We start from the raw sequence: 18669 nt of genomic DNA, 5'->3' as shown, positions 1-18669 counted from the left end.
TGCGTTCGGCCAGCGTGGTTTAACGGGGCGCCTGAGATCAAAAGCAGATCAAGATCAAGAGCGACTCGCTGCGCATCGTGGTTACGGTTGGGCGCTAGAGAGTTGTGTAGATACCTATGCTCATCGGGGGCAAGCCCCCTCCCACAGGTTACAGGCCCAATTCCGACAACCCCGGATGATCATCCGGACGCCGCCCCAACGGCCAGTGGAACTTGCGTTCGCTTGCCTTGATCGGCAGGTCGTTGATGCACGCAAAGCGGTTGGCCATCAGGCCGTTCTCATCGAATTCCCAATTCTCGTTACCGTATGAACGAAACCAGTTGCCGGAGTCATCGTGCCATTCGTAGGCATAGCGCACGGCAATGCGATTGTCGGTAAACGCCCATAACTCCTTGATCAATCGATAGTCCAGTTCCCTGGCCCATTTGCGCGTGAGAAAACCCTCGGCTTGTTCGCGGTTGTGGACAAACTCGGCGCGGTTGCGCCATTGGGTGTCCAGCGTATACGCCAGTGAAACCCGATGCGGGTCGCGGGAGTTCCAGCCGTCTTCGGCCAGGCGCACTTTTTCGATGGCCGATTCGCGGGTAAAGGGCGGCAGTGGCGGGCGTACTTCTGCGTCAGTGGACATAGAGCAACTCCTGAAAACAATACAGTGGATCGAAAGTTGCCAGGCGTGCGGTTCAAAGTGCCAATAATGTTCGTGCCATATCCTGCGCATTATCGGCAGCCGTTGAATCACCCATCACCAGGGCAACGGTAATGGCGCCATCAATCAGGATCAGCAGTTGTGCGGCCTGCCGCTCCGGGTCGGGGGTGCCATGTGCGTGACATAACTCGAGTGCGTACTCGAACAGTTTGCGTTTGTGAGCCTTGGCCAACAGGCGTACCGGGTCTTGCGCGTTGCCGGTCTCGCCACTGGTATTGATAAAGGCGCAGCCACGGAAATCCGCCGAGCCGAACCAGCTTTTCAATGCGCTGAACAGCGCCAGCAGGCGCTCGCCACTGTCGTTGCTGCGCTCCACGTGCGTGCGCAGCCAGTGCATCCAGCGTTCGTCGCGGCGCTGCAGGGCGGCAATCACCAGTTCATCCTTGTTGGCGAAATAGCGGTAGATGCTCTTTCTCGAGACGCCGGCCGTTTTCACCAGCAAGTCCATACCGGTGGCCGCGATGCCATGGCGATAAATCAGCTTCTCGGTAACGTCGAGAATGATGTCGCGTGTTTCATTAGAGGTCATATCGTTCATGACTTGAACAGTAGAACGATCGTTCTTCTTGGTCAAGGAGCTTTTTCGGTTAGCGCTGACGAGACCTGAGCATCCTCATGGTGTAAGCTTTGGGCCTCTTCGGATTCGACCCTTTGCGAGCCTTATGCCGTCGTTCTTCAAACGCTCCCTGTTGCCCAAACTGCGCGGTTTCCCAGTGTCCACCGAGGCCATCGAGGTGCTGTCTGGCGCCGATGCCTATCGGCGTTGCCTGCTGGAGAAAATTCCGCAGGCCACCCGGCGCATCTACATCGTTGCGTTGTACTTGCAGCAGGATGAAGCGGGGCAGGAGATCTACGACGCACTGCACGCCGCCAAGGCCGCACGGCCGGAGCTGGACATCGTGGTGATGGTCGACTGGCTGCGCGCCCAGCGTGGGCTGATTGGCGCCGGCAAGCAGCCGGGCAACAGCGCCTGGTACCAGGCCATGACCCAGAGCCATACCACTGAAGTGCCGGTGTACGGCGTGCCGGTGCAAACCCGTGAGTTGTTCGGCGTATTGCACCTCAAGGGCTTCGTGATCGACGACACGGTGTTGTACAGCGGCGCCAGCCTGAACAATGTGTACCTGCACAAGTTCGACAAGTACCGCTTCGACCGTTATCACCTGATCCACAGCCAGCCGCTGGCCGATTCCATGCAGCACCTGGTGGAGCATGGCCTGGTGGCGTCCAAGGCGGTGCATCGCCTCGACCTGCCCAACCCGCCCACCACCCGCAGCCTGCGCAACGACATCGGTGACCTGCGCAGCCGCCTCAAGCACGCGACGTACGACACCAGCGCCGGGCAGTTGCCCAACGGGCACTTGCAGGTCAGCCCGCTGCTCGGTGTGGGCAAGAACAACCCGCTCAGCCGGGTAATCCTGGAACTGATCGCCAGCGCCCAGCAGCAACTGACGATCTGCACGCCGTATTTCAACCTGCCGCTGCCGGTGACTCGAGAGATCAACCGGGCCCTGGCGCGCGGCGTGAAGATCGACATCATCGTCGGCGACAAGACCGCCAACGACTTCTACATTCCGCCCAGCGAACCTTTCAAGGTGATCGCAGCCTTGCCTTATCTGTATGAGATCAGCCTGCGTCGCTTTGCCAAGCGCCACCAGCCGATGATCGACAGCGGCCAGTTGAACCTGCACCTGTGGCGTGACGGTGACCACAGCTACCACCTCAAGGGCATGTGGGTCGACGAGCGTTACACCTTGCTGACCGGCAACAACCTCAACCCGAGGGCTTTTCGGCTCGACCTGGAAAACGCCTTGCTGATCGACGACCCCAAGGGCGAATGGCTGGCGCCGCGAGCGCAGGAGCTGGCGCATATTTTCCAGCACGCCACGCGCATTGCCGGTTACCAGCAATTGCAGACGCTGGTGGATTATCCGGCGGCGGTGGGCAAGTTCCTGCGGCGGGTGAGCAGGGTGCGTATCGAGCGGTTGCTGTACCGGATCCTGTAAACTCACCCGGCCCATAAAAAAACACCCAGGCCCCCCACGGGGCCTGGGTGTTTTTTTTGCGCGGGCGGCCTGGCTCAGGCCCGATTAGTTCAGGCCCAACTTGCCGCGCAGCATCGACAGGTCTTCGGCCAGGGTATTGACCGGGCCCACCAGGGCCTTGCGGTCGTTATCCTTGACCTTGTCGTAGGTCTGAAACCCGCCGTCCGGGGTCTTGTACTTGGCGAGGATCTTGTCCACGGTGGCAAAGTTCTTGTCGACCTTGGCCAGGAACCCTTTGTCCTGCTTTTCGATCTGGCCACGGAACAGGTCAACGATTTTCTTCGCACCGTCGATATTGCCCTGGAAGTCATACAGGTCGGTGTGGCTGTAGCGGTCTTCTTCGCCGGAAATCTTGGTGGCGGCCACTTCTTCAAGCAGCGCTGCGGCACCGCCGACGACTTTTTCCGGTGGGAAAGTCAGGCCGTCCACGCGGGTCTTGAGGTCCAGCACGTCGCTGTTGAGCTTGTCGGTGAGGGCGTCGAGGCCCTGGGTGGTGTTCTCGGAAAACAGGCTGTATTCGATGCGGTGAAAGCCGGTGAAGTCTTCAGCCTTCACGCCTTTTTCGTGGTCGTCGACCCGTGAGTCGATGGAGGCGTCGAGGTCGCTGAACAGCTCGGCAATCGGTTCGATGGACTCATAGTGCACCCGCGTCGGCGCGTAGAGTTTTTTCGCGGTGGCCAGGTCGCCTTTTTTCACGGCGGCGGTGAAGGCCTGGGTCTGGGTGACCAGTTCACCGATCTCTTCGGTGACGTAGATCTTGTAGTCGGACACCGGCCCTACCAGGTCCAGCGGTGCCGTGGCGGCGAACGCGGCCAGTGGCGAAAGGGTGATCAGCAACGACAACGCGAGGGTCGACTTTTTCATGGGACGGTATCCGCTCTGAGTTTGTTTTAGGTGTTGGCAGTAGTTTGAAGGGGCGTTGCCGCGAGCAGCGAGCGCCCGATGAAATCGTCAGCGCCCGTGACGCCCGGCAAGGTGAAGAAATAACCGCCGCCGACCGGCTTGAGGTACTCCTCCAGGGGCTCGCCGTTGAGCCGGGTTTGCACGCTGATAAAGCCTTTCTCCAGGTCAGCCTGGTAGCAGATGAACAACAGCCCCATGTCCAGCTGACCGTTTTTATTCACACCGTTGGAGTAGTTGAACGGCCGGCGCAGGATCAGGTTGGCCTGGGTCTGGGGCGTGCGCGGGTTGGCCAGGCGGATGTGCGCATCGAGCTTGGTCAACTTGCCTTCCGGGTCATTGCTGTAATCGGGCACCTGGGACTCTTTATCGCCACCCATCGGCGCGCCGGTGGGTTTGACGCGGCCAATGATGCTTTCCTGTTCCTGCAGCGGGGTACGGTCCCAGCGCTCGACGAAGTTGCGGATGATGCGCACCGCCTGGTAGCTGCCATGGGCGGCCCAGGCCGGTTCGTCGCTGCCGGGCTGGACCCAGACGATGCGGTCCATGGCCTTGGCGTCGTTGGAGTCGGGGTTGGCCGAGCCGTCACGAAAGCCCAGGAAGTTGCGCGCACTTTGCGCAGGCTCGCCGGGTTTGGCCGGCGCCTGGGGCGGTACGCTGCCTTCCTGTTTCCAGCGCACCAGCAACAGGTCCGGCAGGTTCTTCACGATGTCGCGCAGGGCGTGGATATTGGTGTCCGGTGTATTGGAGCTGAACTGCAGGCTGAGGTCGCCGTGACACTGTGCCGGCTCCAGCGCATCGTTGGGAAAGCCGACCATGCGAATCAGGCGCTTGGGTTTGGCGGCAGCGAGGCCGAAGCGCTCATCGAACAACGACTCGCCGACGGACACCGTGATGGTCAGGTTATCCGGGGTGACCACCGGGCCGAGGATGCCGGAGTCGGTGGGCGGCAGTTTCGGGTCGACCTGCGGCACGGTGCCGCCGCTCATCAGGAACGCGATGCGCTCGTTCAAGGTGCGAAATAGACGTTCCAGGTCTTCGCGGTCGCCGGCCAGCACGTCGAAGGCCACCACCATGCCGCAGGCCGGGCGCGGGGTGACGATACCGCTCTGGTGCCGGCCGAAGAACGCGTGGTGGTCCTGGGTCTTGTCGCTGCGCGGCGCGGTGGTGACTTGTTCGGCGGCCGCAGCCATGGCCGGGCAGGTCAGGGTGCTGCCGGCAATGGCCGCGCCGGTGGCCGCCATGCCGAGCAGGACACGGCGACGCTGAAGGTTGAATTGTTGGGGATCACTCATGTGTGCGTTCGTCTCACTGCAGGCCGGAAAGGCCGAGGGCGGGGTCGATTCCATCGAGTGCGGCGGCCAGTGCCTTGGCCTTGTCGGCGATCTGCTTGCGCTGATCGGCCGTGACGCTGTCGTACGTGCTGTAGCGGCTGCCGACTTTGAAACCGGCCAGTTCGGCATCCAATTGCGCCAGTGCGCTGTCGATGGTCGGCAGCAGGTCGGCCGCCGACTGGGTCAACAGTGGGCGCATCAGGTCGACCACTTTGTGCGCCACCTGCAGGTTGGCCGCGAAACCGTTGAGGTCGATATGGCTGTAGCGTTCTTCTTCACCGCTGGCGGCACGGACATCGGCGAGGCTGTTGAGGTTGCGCACCACAATGCCCACCAGTTGCTCCGGCGGCAGCGATTGCGCGAGCAACTGTTGCTTGAGCGTGGTGACGTCGTCGACCAAACGCTGCGCAACGGGCGCCAGGCCATCAAGGCTGCGCTGCTGGAACAGGCTGTATTCCAGGCGGTGGAAGCCGCTGAAGGCCGGGTCCTGCTCGCGTTTTTCGAAGTAGTCGGCGCGGGCGTTGATTGCGTTGTCCAACTCGGCCAAACGTTGCGAGGCCGGCGCCAGGCGTTGGTAGGCCTCGCGGGCCGGTACGTACAAGGCCTGGGCCTGGGCGAGGTCGCCCGCAGCAATCGCCTGCTGCAACGCCGTCACAGCCTTGACCAGTGCACTGCCTTGGCCGCTCAGGTACACGCGGAACTCCGACAGCGGCCCGATAAACGCCACCATCGACGGCTTGGCCTTGGCCTGGGCGTCGGATTCAGCCGTGGGCGTCACATGCAAGGTGCCGCGCGGGTTACTCAGCAGGCCGCAGGTAATGGCGTAGTCGCCGGGCAGCAGGTTGGCGTTGATCACCTGGCTCAAGCCTGGGGCAATATTCTCCCGCTCTTCGACGACCAGCACGCCGTCGAGGATTTCCCATTCCACTGCGCGATCGGAGCGGTTGATGATGCGAAAGCTCGCGCGCCCGGCCGGCACCGTCAGAGCGTTGGGCTCGCAGGCGTGGCCGTGGATGGTCACCGCGATTTCATTGTGGTTGGCCTGGCGCTTGCCGGCGGCCAGCTGCGAGGCGTAATAGAACAGGCCGCCGGCGGCGATCATCACGACCACCGAGCCGGCCAGGGCCCAGCGCAGCGCGCGGGACGGCGGGGCCGGTTGAGGAGTTGGGCTGGACAAGGGACGGTCCTTACTGGCTGGAGACGGAAGAAGTGGGCGTGACAGGCTTGGCGGACGGCGCGGGCAGGAAGAACATCACCAGCGCCACCACCAGGTAGATCAGATAAGCGCCGAGCGTGCTGACGGTCGGTGCTTCCTGATAGCCGAACATACCGGCGAGCACTGAGCCGAGCGGGCTGTCCATTGGCAGCGCGGCGCTGAAATCGAACAGCACGGTTTGCAGGTGATTCCACACGCCCGCTTCATGCAGGGCCTGCACCGAGTTGGCGAGGATGCCGGCCGCCACCACGAGAATGAACAGCCCGGTCCAGCGGAAAAACGCGCCGAGGTTCAGGCGCATGCTGCCGGAATAGATCAAAAAGCCTACGACAATCGCGAGGATCAGGCCGAGCAGGGCGCCCATCGGCGCGCCGGGGCCTTCGCTCTGCTGGAACACGGCGAGCAGAAAGAACACCGTTTCCAGGCCTTCGCGGGCCACCGCGAAAAACACCATGGCGATCAGTGCAAACACTTGATGCCGGGAGCCGGCCAAGGCATGGTCAAGGGACTCATGCAGCGAATGCTTGATGGAGCGCGCCACCTTGCGCATCCAGAACACCATGGAACTGAGGATGCCCACCGCGACCAGTCCGACGATGCCTTCGAACAATTCCTGCTGTTTCTGCGGGAATTCGGCGCTGACCAGTTCCAGCCCACCGCCCACCAGCAACGACAGGGCAGCGGCGAGAAATACACCGATCCACACGGCGGGCATCCACTGGCCGCGCCCGGTCTGTTGCAGGTAACTGGCGATGATGCCAACGATCAACGCCGCCTCAATGCCTTCGCGCAGCATGATTAAAAAAGGAACGAGCATCGGGTACCACGGCGTAACTAGATAGGAAGCTAAGTTGTAACATAATGATACTCATTGCTAAACAAGAAATATTGACCTTTGCTGAACCTCGGCTGAACGGTGGTGGCGAAGCGCAACCGCCCTTATGATGCAGGCCACCTGGTTTGCAGTCGGACAACTCAACATCCCATGTCGGAAAAAGACACCATCTCCATCCACCTTGTGCGTGAAGCCTTGCTGCAAAGCTGTGCGCCTGGTGCGGCCACTGTCGAGGCATTGAGCAAAGTCGGGATTGATCCTGCGTTGCTTGAGCAGCCCGATGCCCGTGTCCCGGCCACGGCCTATGCGCGCCTGTGGCGTTTGCTGGCACGGCGCAGGGATGACGAGTTTTTTGGCATGGACCCGCGCAAGCTCAAAAGTGGCAGCCTGGCGTTTCTGTGTCGCGCCGCCATGGCACAACCGAGCCTGATGGCCGGCCTGGAAACCGGGTTGGGTTTTCTGTCGCTGATGCTCGAGCGCATGCCTGCCCAGTTGGTGCGTCAACAGAGCCTGGCGGAGATCGTTCTGCTTGAGCCCGAGCCTGAGCCCAAGCGCGCGTTCACCTATTTCACCTATTGGATGATCGTGCACGGCGTTGCCTGCTGGCTGGCCGGGCGGCGCATTCCGATCCTGGCCATCGAACTGCGCTGCGGCCGTCCGGATTTTTGTGATGATTACCAGGTGATGTTTTCCGACAACCTGCGCTTTGATCGCCCACGCACCCGTATGATCTTTTCCGCCGACTGCCTGGACCTGCCGATCAAGCGCAGCCCGCAGGAGCTCCAACGTTTTCTCGCCCATGCACCGGCTAACATCCTGGTCAAATACCGCGATCCCGAAAGCCTCGCCACGCGCATCAAACACGACCTTCGGCAGATGCCTCCCGACACCTGGCCGGAAACGGAGGGCCTGGCAGCCACCTTGTGCATCTCCGCCTCCACCTTGCGCCGCCGCCTGGCAGAAGAAGGGCAGACTTATCAGGGCCTCAAGGACAGCGTGCGCAAGGAGCTGGCAGTTGTATGGCTGGCGGAGCCGCAGATCAGCTTTGCCGAGATTGCCGAGCGACTGGGGTTTGCCGATGCGAGTTCTTTCTATAAGGCATTCCGTAAATGGTCGGGCTCGAATCCGGGGCATTATCGGAGTTTGATTCTGAATGAGATAACGCCTGGAATGTAGCGCCGGTGCGGGACTAGGAAGCAACTTACAGTTTCTTTCACTTGGGTATGACAGAGCCTTCCTTGTTGTTTTTAGGAAGCGGCTGGCATATCCGGAATAAAAAATCGTGCACAGTTTTAACCGTGATCCTACTCGGTAGATGGATGAAGTCGGACGATTCAGGCCGTACGGGTCGCGTTATTAACTGTGAGGGTTTGCTGGATACCCATTAAAGCGTGGTGTGATGACCTTCATATGTTACGTCTCCAATCAATAACTTGATGATGAACTTATGAATCGTTTCGTTGCGTTACCCTTTGCCGCGTTGATGCTGGCCTCGGTTCAGGCGTCGGCACTGTGCTTGAATATCTCGGAGAGTTTTAGCGGAACAATAGAGCCTGGAGAGCATGGAGTCGCTAATGGACCCTTCCAGATAACGGGAGCTAATGGCTGTTCCAATGCAAATATAGATGCGATGGTCTCTGCCGGCGGTGCCGGAAGGGCGCCTCAAATCTACATTGATCAACAAATAGGGAATTCATGGAAAGTAGTAGCGGGTAATCCCTTATCAGCAAGTGCATCTTGGCTGGGAGCCCTTGGTACTTATCGAGTTAGGCTTCATAATCCTGATGAGGTGCCAAAGTCCTACGCTGGCACTGTCAGATACGGCCGCTGATCCCTGGCAAATCGTAGTGTGCCAGGATCTCTGGCACACTACGGCGGGTGTCTGCTGAATCCAATTCAGGCACGCTCCTCGACCGAGAGATCACCCTTTGAAGAGTTCACGAAATACGCCAGCGCATTAAGTGCGCGGTTAGCGTCCACCATGCCTTGTATATACTCAGGGATGCCCTGCGAGCGACCAACATTAGGGTTGCTCTTAACAAAATTCAGGTAGTCATCCAGCTTCTCATCAAACAAGGCGATCGCATTGAACTTTACATGGGTATTTGTTTGACGCCCGTCGACGTCAAATGCACCGTCTCCCATTGTGAACATACCAAAAGCGTTTCCATCGATTATCTTGCTATCGAACAACCGCCGCCCCACCTGCTTAAGCTCATCGGTGCTGATAGACGTCATATCATACTTCTTCAAAAACGCTTTCAAATCCGCCAGTTCGTCTTGCTGCCACATTCGCAGTTCGTCAACGGCGTTTGACTCCTCCGTAATGGTGAACGCATTCGTGACCTTTTCCGGGTTCTTGATGACGACCGCATCTGTCTGTTTGGAAAGTACATTAGGTATTGTCACTCTCATGTCCATGTTCGTCTCCTTATAGGATGAAGGGTACGTCCCGTTATCGACCTCTTTTGAATGATATTTAAGTCATTTGGAAATTTGGGAAGTGTCTGACGGATAAGGATTACCAACAGGCGAAAACTGTTTGACTCACTGATAACCGGGCAAAAAAAAAGCCCCGCGACCGAATGGATCGCAGGGCTAAAAATTGGCTGGATGCGACCAACCAAAGGAGCTCTTTACATCACTTGTTGCCGGCGACCACCGTGTCCGGCTGCCAGCCGCCACCCAACGCCTTGTAGATCGCCACTATGCCGCGATACAGGTCCACTTCGGCCTGGGCCTGGGCGTCTTCGGCGGCCAGGCGTTCGCGTTGGGCGTCGAGCAACACCAGGAAGTCCACGGTGCCTTCGCGGTAGCGGATCGCGGCGAGGTCGGCGGCGGCGCGGCTGGATTCGCTTTGGCGGATCAGCGAGACCAGGCGTTGCTGGCGCTTGCCGTAGTCGCTGAAAGCGTTTTCGGATTCTTCCAGGGCCAGCAGCACTTGCTGCTCATAGGTTGCCAGGGCGCCTTCGGCTTCGGCATTCGCACCGCGCAAGCGGGCGCGCACGCTGCCCAGGTCGAATGCGGCCCAGGTGATGCTCGGGCCCAGGGACCAGGCATTCGCGGCGGCCGAACCGATCTGCGAGCCGCGCCCGGCGGTGAAGCCGAGGAAGCCGCTGAGGCTGACCCGTGGAAACAGGTCGGCCTTGGCTACGCCGATCCGCGCGGTGGCGGCGGCCAGTTTGCGTTCGGCGCTGAGGATGTCCGGGCGTCGTTGCAGCAGTTGCCCCGGATCGCCGATCGGTAATGCCTTGGCAATCGCCGGCAGGTCTTTGGGGCTCAGGTCCACGCTCAGTTTGTCCGGGCGCTGGCCGAGGAGGGTGGCGATGCGGTTACGCTCGCGCACTTGCTCGGCCTGCAGTTGCGGCACGCTGGCTTCCACCGCTGCCAGGCGCGCATCGGCACGTTCCACGTCAAGCTGATCACCCACACCGGCATCGCGCAGGCTCACGGTGATGGAGCGCGAGTCCTGCTGGTTCTTCAGGTTGTCCAGGGCGATGCGTTCTCGCAGTTGCGCACCGCGCAGTTGGCCGTAGGCGTCCACCAGTTCGGCAATCATGCTGACTTGCAGTTGGTACAGGTCGGCTTCGGCCACTTGTTGGTCGGCGTCGCTGGCTTCCAGGTTGCGGCGGATGCGCCCGAACAGGTCGACTTCCCAGGCCATGTCCAGGCCCAGGTCATAGCGCTCGCTGTTGACACGTTTGGTGGTCTGGCCCGGAATCTGGCCTTTGCCCACTTCACTGCTGGCGCGGGAGGTGACCACCGGCATGATGTCGTTGGCCGCGTCATCGCGAATCGCACGTGCCGCCCGCAGGCGGGCAAACGCTACGCGTAAATCACGGTTGCCGCTCAACGACTGGGTCACCAGTTGGTTAAGCGTCGGGTCTTCGAACTGCTGCCACCAGATGCCTTCGTATTTGGCGTGGTCGTAGCTTTTGCTGTCGGCGGCGGCCGTGATATTGGCCGCCTCCAGTTGTTGGGTCTTGTAGTCCGGGCCTACGGCACAGGCGGCGAGCGCCAGTACCAGCAGGCTCGGCAGGAATATTTTCACACTCATTGCTGTGTCTCCAGCTTCAAGGCCTTGGCCGCTTTGCGCGCTTCCTGGCGCTCCACATAACGCCGGATCAGTACGTAGAACACGGGCGTCAGCAACAGACCGAAGAAGGTCACCCCGATCATCCCGGAGAACACCGCCACACCCATGGCATGGCGCATCTCGGCACCAGCACCGCTGGACAGCACCAGCGGCACCACCCCCATGATGAAGGCGAAGGAAGTCATCAGGATCGGCCGCAGACGCAGGCGGCAGGCTTCCAGTACCGCAGCCAGCGGGTCGAGGCCTTCCTGCTGTTTATCCTTGGCAAACTCGACGATCAGGATCGCGTTCTTGCAGGCCAGGCCCACCAGTACGATCAGGCCGATCTGGGTGAAGATGTTGTTGTCGCTGCCCGAGAGAATCACCCCGGTGATGGCCGACAGCAGCGTCATCGGTACGATCAGGATCACCGCCAGCGGCAGGCTCCAGCTTTCGTATTGGGCGGCCAGTACCAGGAACGCCAGCAGTACGCAGAGCGGGAACACGAACAGCGCGGTATTGCCCGAGAGGATTTGCTGATAGGTCAGGTCGGTCCACTCATAGGTCATGCCGTTGGGCAGTTCATCTTTCAACAGCTTTTCAATGGCTATCTGGGCCTGGCCGGAGCTGTAGCCCGGTGCGGCGTTGCCGTTGATTTCAGCGGTGATAAAGCCGTTGTAGTGCATCACGCGGTCGGGGCCCGAGGTGTCGCTGACTTTGATAAAGGTCGCCAGCGGGATCATCTCGCCCTTGTTGTTACGCACTTTCAACTGGCCGATCTGGTCGGCGTCCTGGCGGAACTGCTGCTCGGCCTGCACGTTGACTTGATAGGTGCGTCCGAAGCGGTTGAAGTCGTTGGCATACAACGAGCCCAGGTAGACCTGCAGCGTGTCGAAGATGTCGCTGATCGCCACGCCATGGGTCTTGGCCTTTTCACGGTCGATGGCCGCGTCGACTTGCGGCACGTTCACCGTGTAGCTGGTGAACAGGCCGAACAGCTCGGGCACGTTGTGGCTCTTGGCGATGACGTTCTGCACTTCTTTGTACAGCTCGTCATAGCCGAGGTTGCCACGGTCTTCGATCTGCAGGCGGAACCCGCCGATGGTGCCCAGGCCTTGTACCGGCGGCGGCGGGAAGATCGCCATGTAGGCTTCTTCGATATTGGCGTATTGACCGTTCAGTGCACCGGCAATCGCACCGGCGGACATGCTCGCGTCCTTACGCTCGTCGAAGGGTTTCAAGGTCACGAACACGATGCCGCTGTTGGGGCTGTTGGTGAAACCGTTGATCGACAGGCCGGGGAAGGCAATCGCAGCTTCCACGCCAGGTTGTTTCAGGGCGATCTCCGACATGCGCTTCATCACGCTTTCGGTGCGATCAAGGCTTGCAGCGTCGGGCAGTTGGGCGAAGGCCACCAGGTATTGCTTGTCCTGGGCCGGGACGAAACCGGTCGGGGTGTGGGCAAAACCGAAGAATGTCAGCACCATCAGGCCGGCGTACACGAACAGGGCAATGCCGCTGCCGCGAATCACTCGGCGGACGGTCCCCACGTAGCCATGGCTGGCCTTTTCGAAGAAGCGGTTGAACGGACGGAACAACCAGCCGCCGAAAATCTTGTCGAGGAACCTGGAGAAACGATCCTTCGGCGCATCGTGGGCCCGCAGCAACACGGCGGCCAGGGCAGGCGACAGCGTCAGCGAGTTGAACGCCGAGATCACTGTCGAGATGGCAATGGTCAAGGCGAACTGTTTGTAGAACTGTCCGGTCAAGCCGCTGATAAAGGCGGCCGGGATGAACACCGCGCACAGCACCAGCGCCGTGGCGATGATCGGGCCGGTCACTTCGCTCATGGCCTTTTCAGTGGCCGGGAACGGCTCCAGGCCCAGCTCGATATTACGCTCGACGTTCTCCACCACCACGATGGCATCGTCCACCACGATCCCGATGGCCAGTACCAGGCCGAACAGGGACAGCGCGTTGAGCGAGAAGCCGAACAGGTGCATCACCGCAAACGTACCGATCAGGGAGACCGGGACCGCCACCAGCGGAATGATCGAGGCGCGCCAGGTCTGCAGGAACAGGATCACCACCAGCACGACCAGGATCAGTGCTTCGAACAGGGTATGCACCACCGCTTCGATGGAGCCGCGCACAAAGATCGTCGGGTCATAGGCGATGCGGTAGTCCATCCCCGCCGGAAAGCTCTTTTTCAGCTCGGCCATTTTCGCGCGTACATCGTTGGAGATGTCGATGGCGTTGGAACCGGGTCGCTGGAAAATCGGAATCGCCACGGCCGGCTGGTTATCGATCAACGAGCGCAGCGCGTATTGGCTGGAGCCCAGCTCGACCCGAGCGATGTCCTTGAGCCGCGTGATTTCACCGTTGGCGCCGGCGCGAATCACAATGTTCTCGAACTCTTCCTCGGTGACCAGGCGGCCTTGGGTATTGACCGACAACTGGAAGCTGGTGGCACTCGGCGCAGGCTGCGCGCCCAGGGCACCGGCGGCCACTTGACGGTTCTGCTCGCGAATCGCCGTGACCACATCGGTCGCGGTCAGGTTGCGCGAAGCGGTCTTGTTCGGGTCCAGCCACACGCGCAGGGAATAGTCGCCCATGCCGAACAACTGCACGTCGCCGACGCCGCCCAGGCGGGCCAGCTCATCCTTGATATTGAGGATCGCGTAGTTGGACAGGTACAGCATGTCGTAACGCTGATCCGGGGAGGTCAAGTGCACCACCATGGTCAGGTCGGGAGAGGCCTTGTCCACGGTGATACCGATGCGTGTCACTTCCTCGGGCAGTTTTGGCTGAGTGCGCGTCACCCGGTTTTGTACCTGCACTTGCGCGTTGTCCAGGTCAGTGCCCAGGGCGAAGGTGATGGTCAGGGTCAGCTTGCCGTCGGCGGTCGACTGCGAGGACATGTACAGCATGTTCTCGACGCCGGTAATGGCTTGCTCCAGCGGCGCCGCCACGGTTTCGCCGATGACTTTGGGGTTCGCACCCGGGAAGTTGGCGCGTACCACCACGGTCGGCGGCACCACTTCCGGGTATTCACTGATCGGCAGCTGGAACAGCGAGATGGCGCCGGCGATCAGGATCAACAGCGACAGCACCGCTGCGAAGATCGGCCGCGATATGAAGAACTTGGAAAAATTCATCTTGAGTCGTATCCCTTAACCGCGTGGAGTCGCGCTGCTGGCAAGCTTGGGCGCGGTTTTTTCCGGCGCCACTTGCTCCAGGTTGCTGGCTTCAAGCGCTTGTCGTTGTTGGGCCAGGGCGGCAAGAGTTTCCTGGCTGGCCATCGGAATGGTTTCCGGCGCCACCGGAGAGCCCGGACGCACGCGCTGCAGGCCCTTGACGATAATGGTGTCGTCCTTGTTCAAGCCGCTGCGCACGATGCGCAAGCCTTCGATCTTCGGACCCAGTTCCACGGCGCGATAGGCCGGCTTGTCGCCTTCCATCACCAGTACGAACTTCTTGCCCAGGTCGGTGCCCACGGCTTCGTCGTTGATCAGCACGGCGGAGTAGGTGCCGCTGCCCACCAGCTTCAGGCGTGCATACAGGCCAGGGGTGTATTCGCCCTTGCTGTTGTCGAACACTGCACGTCCGCGGATGGTGCCGGTGGCCGGGTTGACCTGGTTGTCGACGAAATTCATCTGGCCCAGGTGCGGGTTGCCGGTTTCATTCGACAGGCCCAGGTACACCGGCGTGGTCGCGCCGCGACGGCCTTGGCGGGCCAACTCGGTGTACTTGAGGAACACACGCTCATCGGCATCGAAATAGGCGTAGACCTTGTCGGTGGAGACCACGCTGGTCAGCGCGGTGGTGTCGGCGGTCACCAGGTTGCCGGCGGTGATTTCGGCACGGCTGACGCGGCCGCTGATGGGCGAGGTGACGCGGGTAAAGCTCAGGTTCAACTTGGCCAGGTCCAACTGCGCCTGGATCCCGGCCATGGCGGCGCGGGCTTCCTGGGCGCCGGTGGCGCGCGAGTCGGCGAGTTCGGCGGAGATCGCATTGCTCTGGCGCAGGCGTTCGCCGCGTTGTGCTTCGTTTTCACTGCGGGTGGCGGCGGCCTTGGCCTGCGCGAGCTGAGCTTCAAGGCGGCGCACTTCGGCCTGGAACGGGCGCGGGTCGATCTGGAACAGCAGGTCGCCTTTCTTGACCAAAGCGCCTTCGGTGAAAGCGACTTGGTCAATCTGGCCAGAAACCCGTGGGCGAATCTGTACGGTTTCCGGGGCTTCCAGGCGCCCGGTGAATTCATCCCACTCGTTGACCGGCTGTTCCAGCACCTTGGCCACGCTGACCTTGGCGGCAGGCATGGCGGCCGCTTGGTCCGGGGTCTTGCCGCACGCGCTCATCACCACCACGGCCAATATCGCCAGGGGCAAGCGCAAATGTTTGAGTGACTGTTCCATGAGGTGCATCCGCCAATGTATTTGAGATGGGCGGATCATGCGCGGGGAGGCGGTATGTCACGAATCGAATGAAGCAAAGGTGACTATCATTCGGAATGATATAAGCGCCGAAGACAGCCCCCTAGTGTGCAGGTTTTGTTAGGAAGCTATCAATGTGCGTGATGACAAAACACTGTTGTTGCTGACGTATCTAAACTCACCGGTAGTGTCCCGGCCACGCAGGCCGGGACAATCGGCTGGCTTTTACGGCTGAGGCTGAGCCGGCTCACCGCTCAAGGCATCGACCATGGGTGGGTGCTCCTGCACCGCCTGGCGCAAGTCCTCGGTGACCCGCAGTTCGGCGCCCGTCGGCGAGAACGTTGCCGCTGCCGCAAACGGCGCGGGGTTGGCCGGGACGGGGCGTTTGCCGCGTCGCCACAGGAAGAAGGTGACCATGCACAGGTTCACCAGCGCAAATACCCAGAACAGGCCGTTGGCGCCGAACGAATTCATCACCGGTGAGATCATCATCGGACTGATGGCCGAGCCCAGCGAGTTGATCAGCAACAGGCCCTGGATCATCGGTACCAACGCGTCGGCAGGCGCGCGGTCGGCGGCATGGCTGACGGCGACCGGGTACAGCGCGAACACCGCGCCGCCGAGCAGGAACAGCAGCAGCGCAAGCAGCATCGACGACAAGGGCAGCAGTACGATCAGCAGGGACAACAGGGTGCAGGCCACTGCCAAAATGGTCAGCACCTGCAAGCGATCCTTGTGGTCGGACCAGCGTCCGACCGGGTATTGCAACAGCATGGCGCCGAGGATCGTCCAGGCCATCATGCTGCCGACGTCGCCAACGTTCAGGCCGGCGCGTTGCAGGTACAGCGGCAGCAAGGTGTAGATCGCCGCGATGCTGACCCCCGAGCCGAAACACCCGACCAGCCCGGTCGGCGTCACGCCCAGCAGTTGCCGTGGCTTGAGCGGTTCAACCTGATCCAGCAGGGGCGATACCCGGGGCAGGATCACAATCGGCAATACCGACAACGACGCGAGCATGCCGGCCACCATGAACGGTGCGCTCTCGCTCAGGCCGGCGATTCTGCCCAGCGCCGCCTGGCCCAGCACGCCCGCGCCATACAGCACGATCATGTACAGCGCGAGCAAGCGCCCGCGAATCTTGGCGTCGCCGGCCAGCAGCAGCCAGCTTTCGATCACCAGAAACACCCCGACCGTGGCCCAGCCGTTGACCAGGCGCAGCACGAACCAACCCCAGGTGTCATAGAACAAGCCCTGCAGCAGGATGGTCACCGCAATCAGCGAGGCAAAGCTGCCGTAGGCGCGGATATGCCCGATGCGCAGAATCAGCCGGTCATTGAAGACGGCGCCCAGCGTCAGGCCGATGAAGTAGGCCGATGACACGATCCCGATCATCGTGGCCGATGCGCCGGCTGCGTCGAGTCGAAGGGTCGTCAGGGATGAAAGAAAGCCGTTGCCCAGCGCAACAATGAACAGCCCCAGCAAGGGCGCCAGCGCCATGGCCAGCAAACGCGCAGACATAAAGACCTCTGGAAAATCGAACGGCGAAACAGGCGGTCGCCTGCAAACGAGCGCGGGATTCTACGGCTTGCGCATGATTTTCCAAGGGCTGTCTGCTGCGACGTTAGGTCGCAGGGTTGATCACATTAAGCGCAAGAAAATTTTTCCATCCATCCCCTCCCGCAAAGCTTGCGTCCGGTCGAGCAAAGACCCCGGCAGGCCTGCGTCTTGATAATCCCTGCACTCAACTCCACCGCAGCAACGAGCACCGCGTCCCGCCATGAACCTGCGCACCCTCATCCGTCGTCACTGCCTCAACTCCAGGCTCGCCACGCAGGCACTGACCCGACTGCATAAGTCGCTGTCTTTCCTGGTCACTCACCTGGCCATGCGAGGCTTCGACTCCCGATCCTCTCCGGCCACCCGTGACGTGGCCGCCCTTGATCGTCGCCTCAGTACCCTGTGCCCGGAGTTGGCCGTCACCGTGTTCAGCCACGCCCGCGACGGGATCATCCTGGTCGACCCGTTCGGCCGCGTCATCGCTGTGAACGAGGCCTTCAGCCGGCTCACCGGCTACGGGCGGGATGAAGTGCTCGGGCGAGCGTTGAATGCCCATCCCATGGTGCGTCGGTTGGCGACGTTTTATGCGCCGATGAAGAACGCGCTGGACTTCCACGGGCATTGGTCCGGTGAGATCCAGAGCAGCCACAGGGATGGACGGCAGATGACTTCGCGTATCAGCGTCAGCGCGGTGCATGACCGTCACGGGAACGTCCAGCACTATGTGGCGCTGTTCAGCGACATGACGCAGATGAAGCAGCGCCTGCAGTTGCTGGAACGTGATGCCCGGTATGACGCGCTTACGCAGTTGCCCAATCGGTTGCTGTTGGCCGAGCGGATGCGCCAGGCGTTGGGCAAGGCGAAGAGTGACCAGCACAAGGTGGCGATTGCGTTCATTGACCTAGATGGGTTCAAGGCGCTTAACGACAGTTACGGCCATGATTGGGGCGATCGGGTGTTGCAGATTGTCGCGGCGCGGATCAACGCGACGTTGCGTGAAGGCGATACCTTGGCGCGGCTCGGTGGCGATGAGTTTGTTGCCGGGCTGGTGGGGTTGCAGTCTGCGCAAGACAGCGAGCCTTTGCTCCAGCGAATGTTGCAGGCGGCCAACGCGCCGATTTTGATTGGCACGCAGACGGTGGAAATTGCCGCGAGTATCGGCGTGGCGTTTTATCCGGAGCATGGGGCGCAGATTGATGGGCTGATCAGCAAGGCGGACCAGGCGATGTATCTGTCGAAAAAGGCCGGGGGGAACCGTTTGGCGTTTTGTCCGATGCGGTGTGTTTCGGCTATCGGGACGTAGGTCTCTACACAGCTTTGGCGAGACGCCGAGCTTGCTCCCCCGTTGGGCCTGGCCGCCTACGACTATCTTACTGATATCCCACAAATCCAACTGTGGGAGGGGGCTTGCCCCCGATGATGGCCTCAGAGCCGACCAGGATGTTGAGTCGATCCCGGTCCAACTGTGGGAGGGGGCTTGCTCCCGATGACGGCCTCAGGGCCGACCAGGATGTTGGATTGGACCGAGTACATATCCGTTTCTGCGGTAACGGCTGCTTAGGGTTCCG

14 protein-coding genes are annotated in these 18669 nt (G+C 61.0%); 3 read left to right on the top strand and 11 right to left on the bottom strand.

From position 1 onward, the window contains the following. Window positions 1–148 precede the first annotated feature (148 nt). Both BFP90_RS13095 and BFP90_RS13090 read right to left on the bottom strand, forming a co-directional pair. Window positions 149–628, bottom strand: a complete 480-nt coding sequence (locus BFP90_RS13095; RefSeq protein ID WP_065896910.1) for a nuclear transport factor 2 family protein — start codon at window positions 626–628, stop codon at window positions 149–151. 52 nt (window positions 629–680) lie between these two features. Beyond that, complete coding sequence (locus tag BFP90_RS13090) at window positions 681–1244, bottom strand: TetR/AcrR family transcriptional regulator (protein WP_065896909.1); 564 nt, start codon at window positions 1242–1244, stop codon at window positions 681–683. A gap of 124 nt (window positions 1245–1368) precedes the next feature. Here BFP90_RS13090 and pssA point away from each other — a divergent pair, with 124 nt between their 5' ends. Then, entirely contained in the window at window positions 1369–2712 is a 1344-nt protein-coding gene (gene pssA, locus BFP90_RS13085) for a CDP-diacylglycerol--serine O-phosphatidyltransferase (RefSeq protein ID WP_065893319.1), read from the top strand. Between the two features lie 84 nt (window positions 2713–2796). Here pssA and efeO (BFP90_RS13080) read toward each other — a convergent pair whose 3' ends face one another. The 4 genes from efeO (BFP90_RS13080) to efeU are packed head-to-tail and all read right to left on the bottom strand — an operon-like array spanning window position 2797 to window position 7018. Further along, window positions 2797–3615, bottom strand: a complete 819-nt coding sequence (gene efeO / locus BFP90_RS13080; protein ID WP_065896908.1) for an iron uptake system protein EfeO — start codon at window positions 3613–3615, stop codon at window positions 2797–2799. Window positions 3616–3641: 26 nt separating this feature from the next. Further along, complete coding sequence (gene efeB / locus BFP90_RS13075) at window positions 3642–4946, bottom strand: iron uptake transporter deferrochelatase/peroxidase subunit (protein ID WP_065896907.1); 1305 nt, start codon at window positions 4944–4946, stop codon at window positions 3642–3644. A 13-nt stretch (window positions 4947–4959) separates the two neighbouring features. Next, on the bottom strand, window positions 4960–6162 hold the full coding sequence (gene efeO / locus BFP90_RS13070; RefSeq protein WP_065896906.1) for an iron uptake system protein EfeO: 1203 nt from the start codon (window positions 6160–6162) through the stop codon (window positions 4960–4962). Between the two features lie 10 nt (window positions 6163–6172). Next, window positions 6173–7018, bottom strand: coding sequence for an iron uptake transporter permease EfeU (efeU, locus tag BFP90_RS13065; RefSeq protein WP_065884619.1), 846 nt, complete (start codon window positions 7016–7018; stop codon window positions 6173–6175). Between the two features lie 168 nt (window positions 7019–7186). Between efeU and BFP90_RS13060 the strand changes: the two genes are divergently transcribed. Further along, on the top strand, window positions 7187–8212 hold the full coding sequence (locus BFP90_RS13060) for an AraC family transcriptional regulator (RefSeq protein ID WP_065893316.1): 1026 nt from the start codon (window positions 7187–7189) through the stop codon (window positions 8210–8212). 720 nt (window positions 8213–8932) lie between these two features. Here BFP90_RS13060 and BFP90_RS13055 read toward each other — a convergent pair. From BFP90_RS13055 to BFP90_RS13035, 5 genes are all read right to left on the bottom strand, one after another. After that, window positions 8933–9457: a hypothetical protein gene (locus BFP90_RS13055; protein ID WP_065896905.1), complete on the bottom strand. Its 525-nt coding sequence runs from the start codon at window positions 9455–9457 to the stop codon at window positions 8933–8935. Window positions 9458–9677: 220 nt separating this feature from the next. Further along, entirely contained in the window at window positions 9678–11093 is a 1416-nt protein-coding gene (locus BFP90_RS13050) for an efflux transporter outer membrane subunit (RefSeq protein WP_065896904.1), read from the bottom strand. Then, on the bottom strand, window positions 11090–14269 hold the full coding sequence (locus BFP90_RS13045; protein ID WP_065893313.1) for an efflux RND transporter permease subunit: 3180 nt from the start codon (window positions 14267–14269) through the stop codon (window positions 11090–11092). Before BFP90_RS13045 ends, BFP90_RS13050 begins: the two co-directional genes overlap by 4 nt. A 15-nt stretch (window positions 14270–14284) precedes the next feature. Continuing rightward, window positions 14285–15526, bottom strand: coding sequence for a multidrug efflux RND transporter periplasmic adaptor subunit MexE (gene mexE, locus BFP90_RS13040; RefSeq protein ID WP_065896934.1), 1242 nt, complete (start codon window positions 15524–15526; stop codon window positions 14285–14287). A 243-nt stretch (window positions 15527–15769) separates the two neighbouring features. Continuing rightward, window positions 15770–17062, bottom strand: coding sequence for an MFS transporter (locus tag BFP90_RS13035; RefSeq protein ID WP_065896903.1), 1293 nt, complete (start codon window positions 17060–17062; stop codon window positions 15770–15772). A gap of 259 nt (window positions 17063–17321) precedes the next feature. On the opposite strand from BFP90_RS13035, the gene BFP90_RS13030 reads away from it, so the two are divergent. Beyond that, window positions 17322–18404: a sensor domain-containing diguanylate cyclase gene (locus tag BFP90_RS13030; RefSeq protein WP_065896902.1), complete on the top strand. Its 1083-nt coding sequence runs from the start codon at window positions 17322–17324 to the stop codon at window positions 18402–18404. Window positions 18405–18669 lie beyond the last annotated feature (265 nt).

It is taken from the genome of Pseudomonas sp. 24 E 13 (genome assembly GCF_900004715.1).
In the GTDB taxonomy this organism is placed as follows: Bacteria; Pseudomonadota; Gammaproteobacteria; order Pseudomonadales; family Pseudomonadaceae; genus Aquipseudomonas; species Aquipseudomonas orientalis_A.
This window is presented reverse-complemented; position numbering and strand designations above follow the sequence as displayed.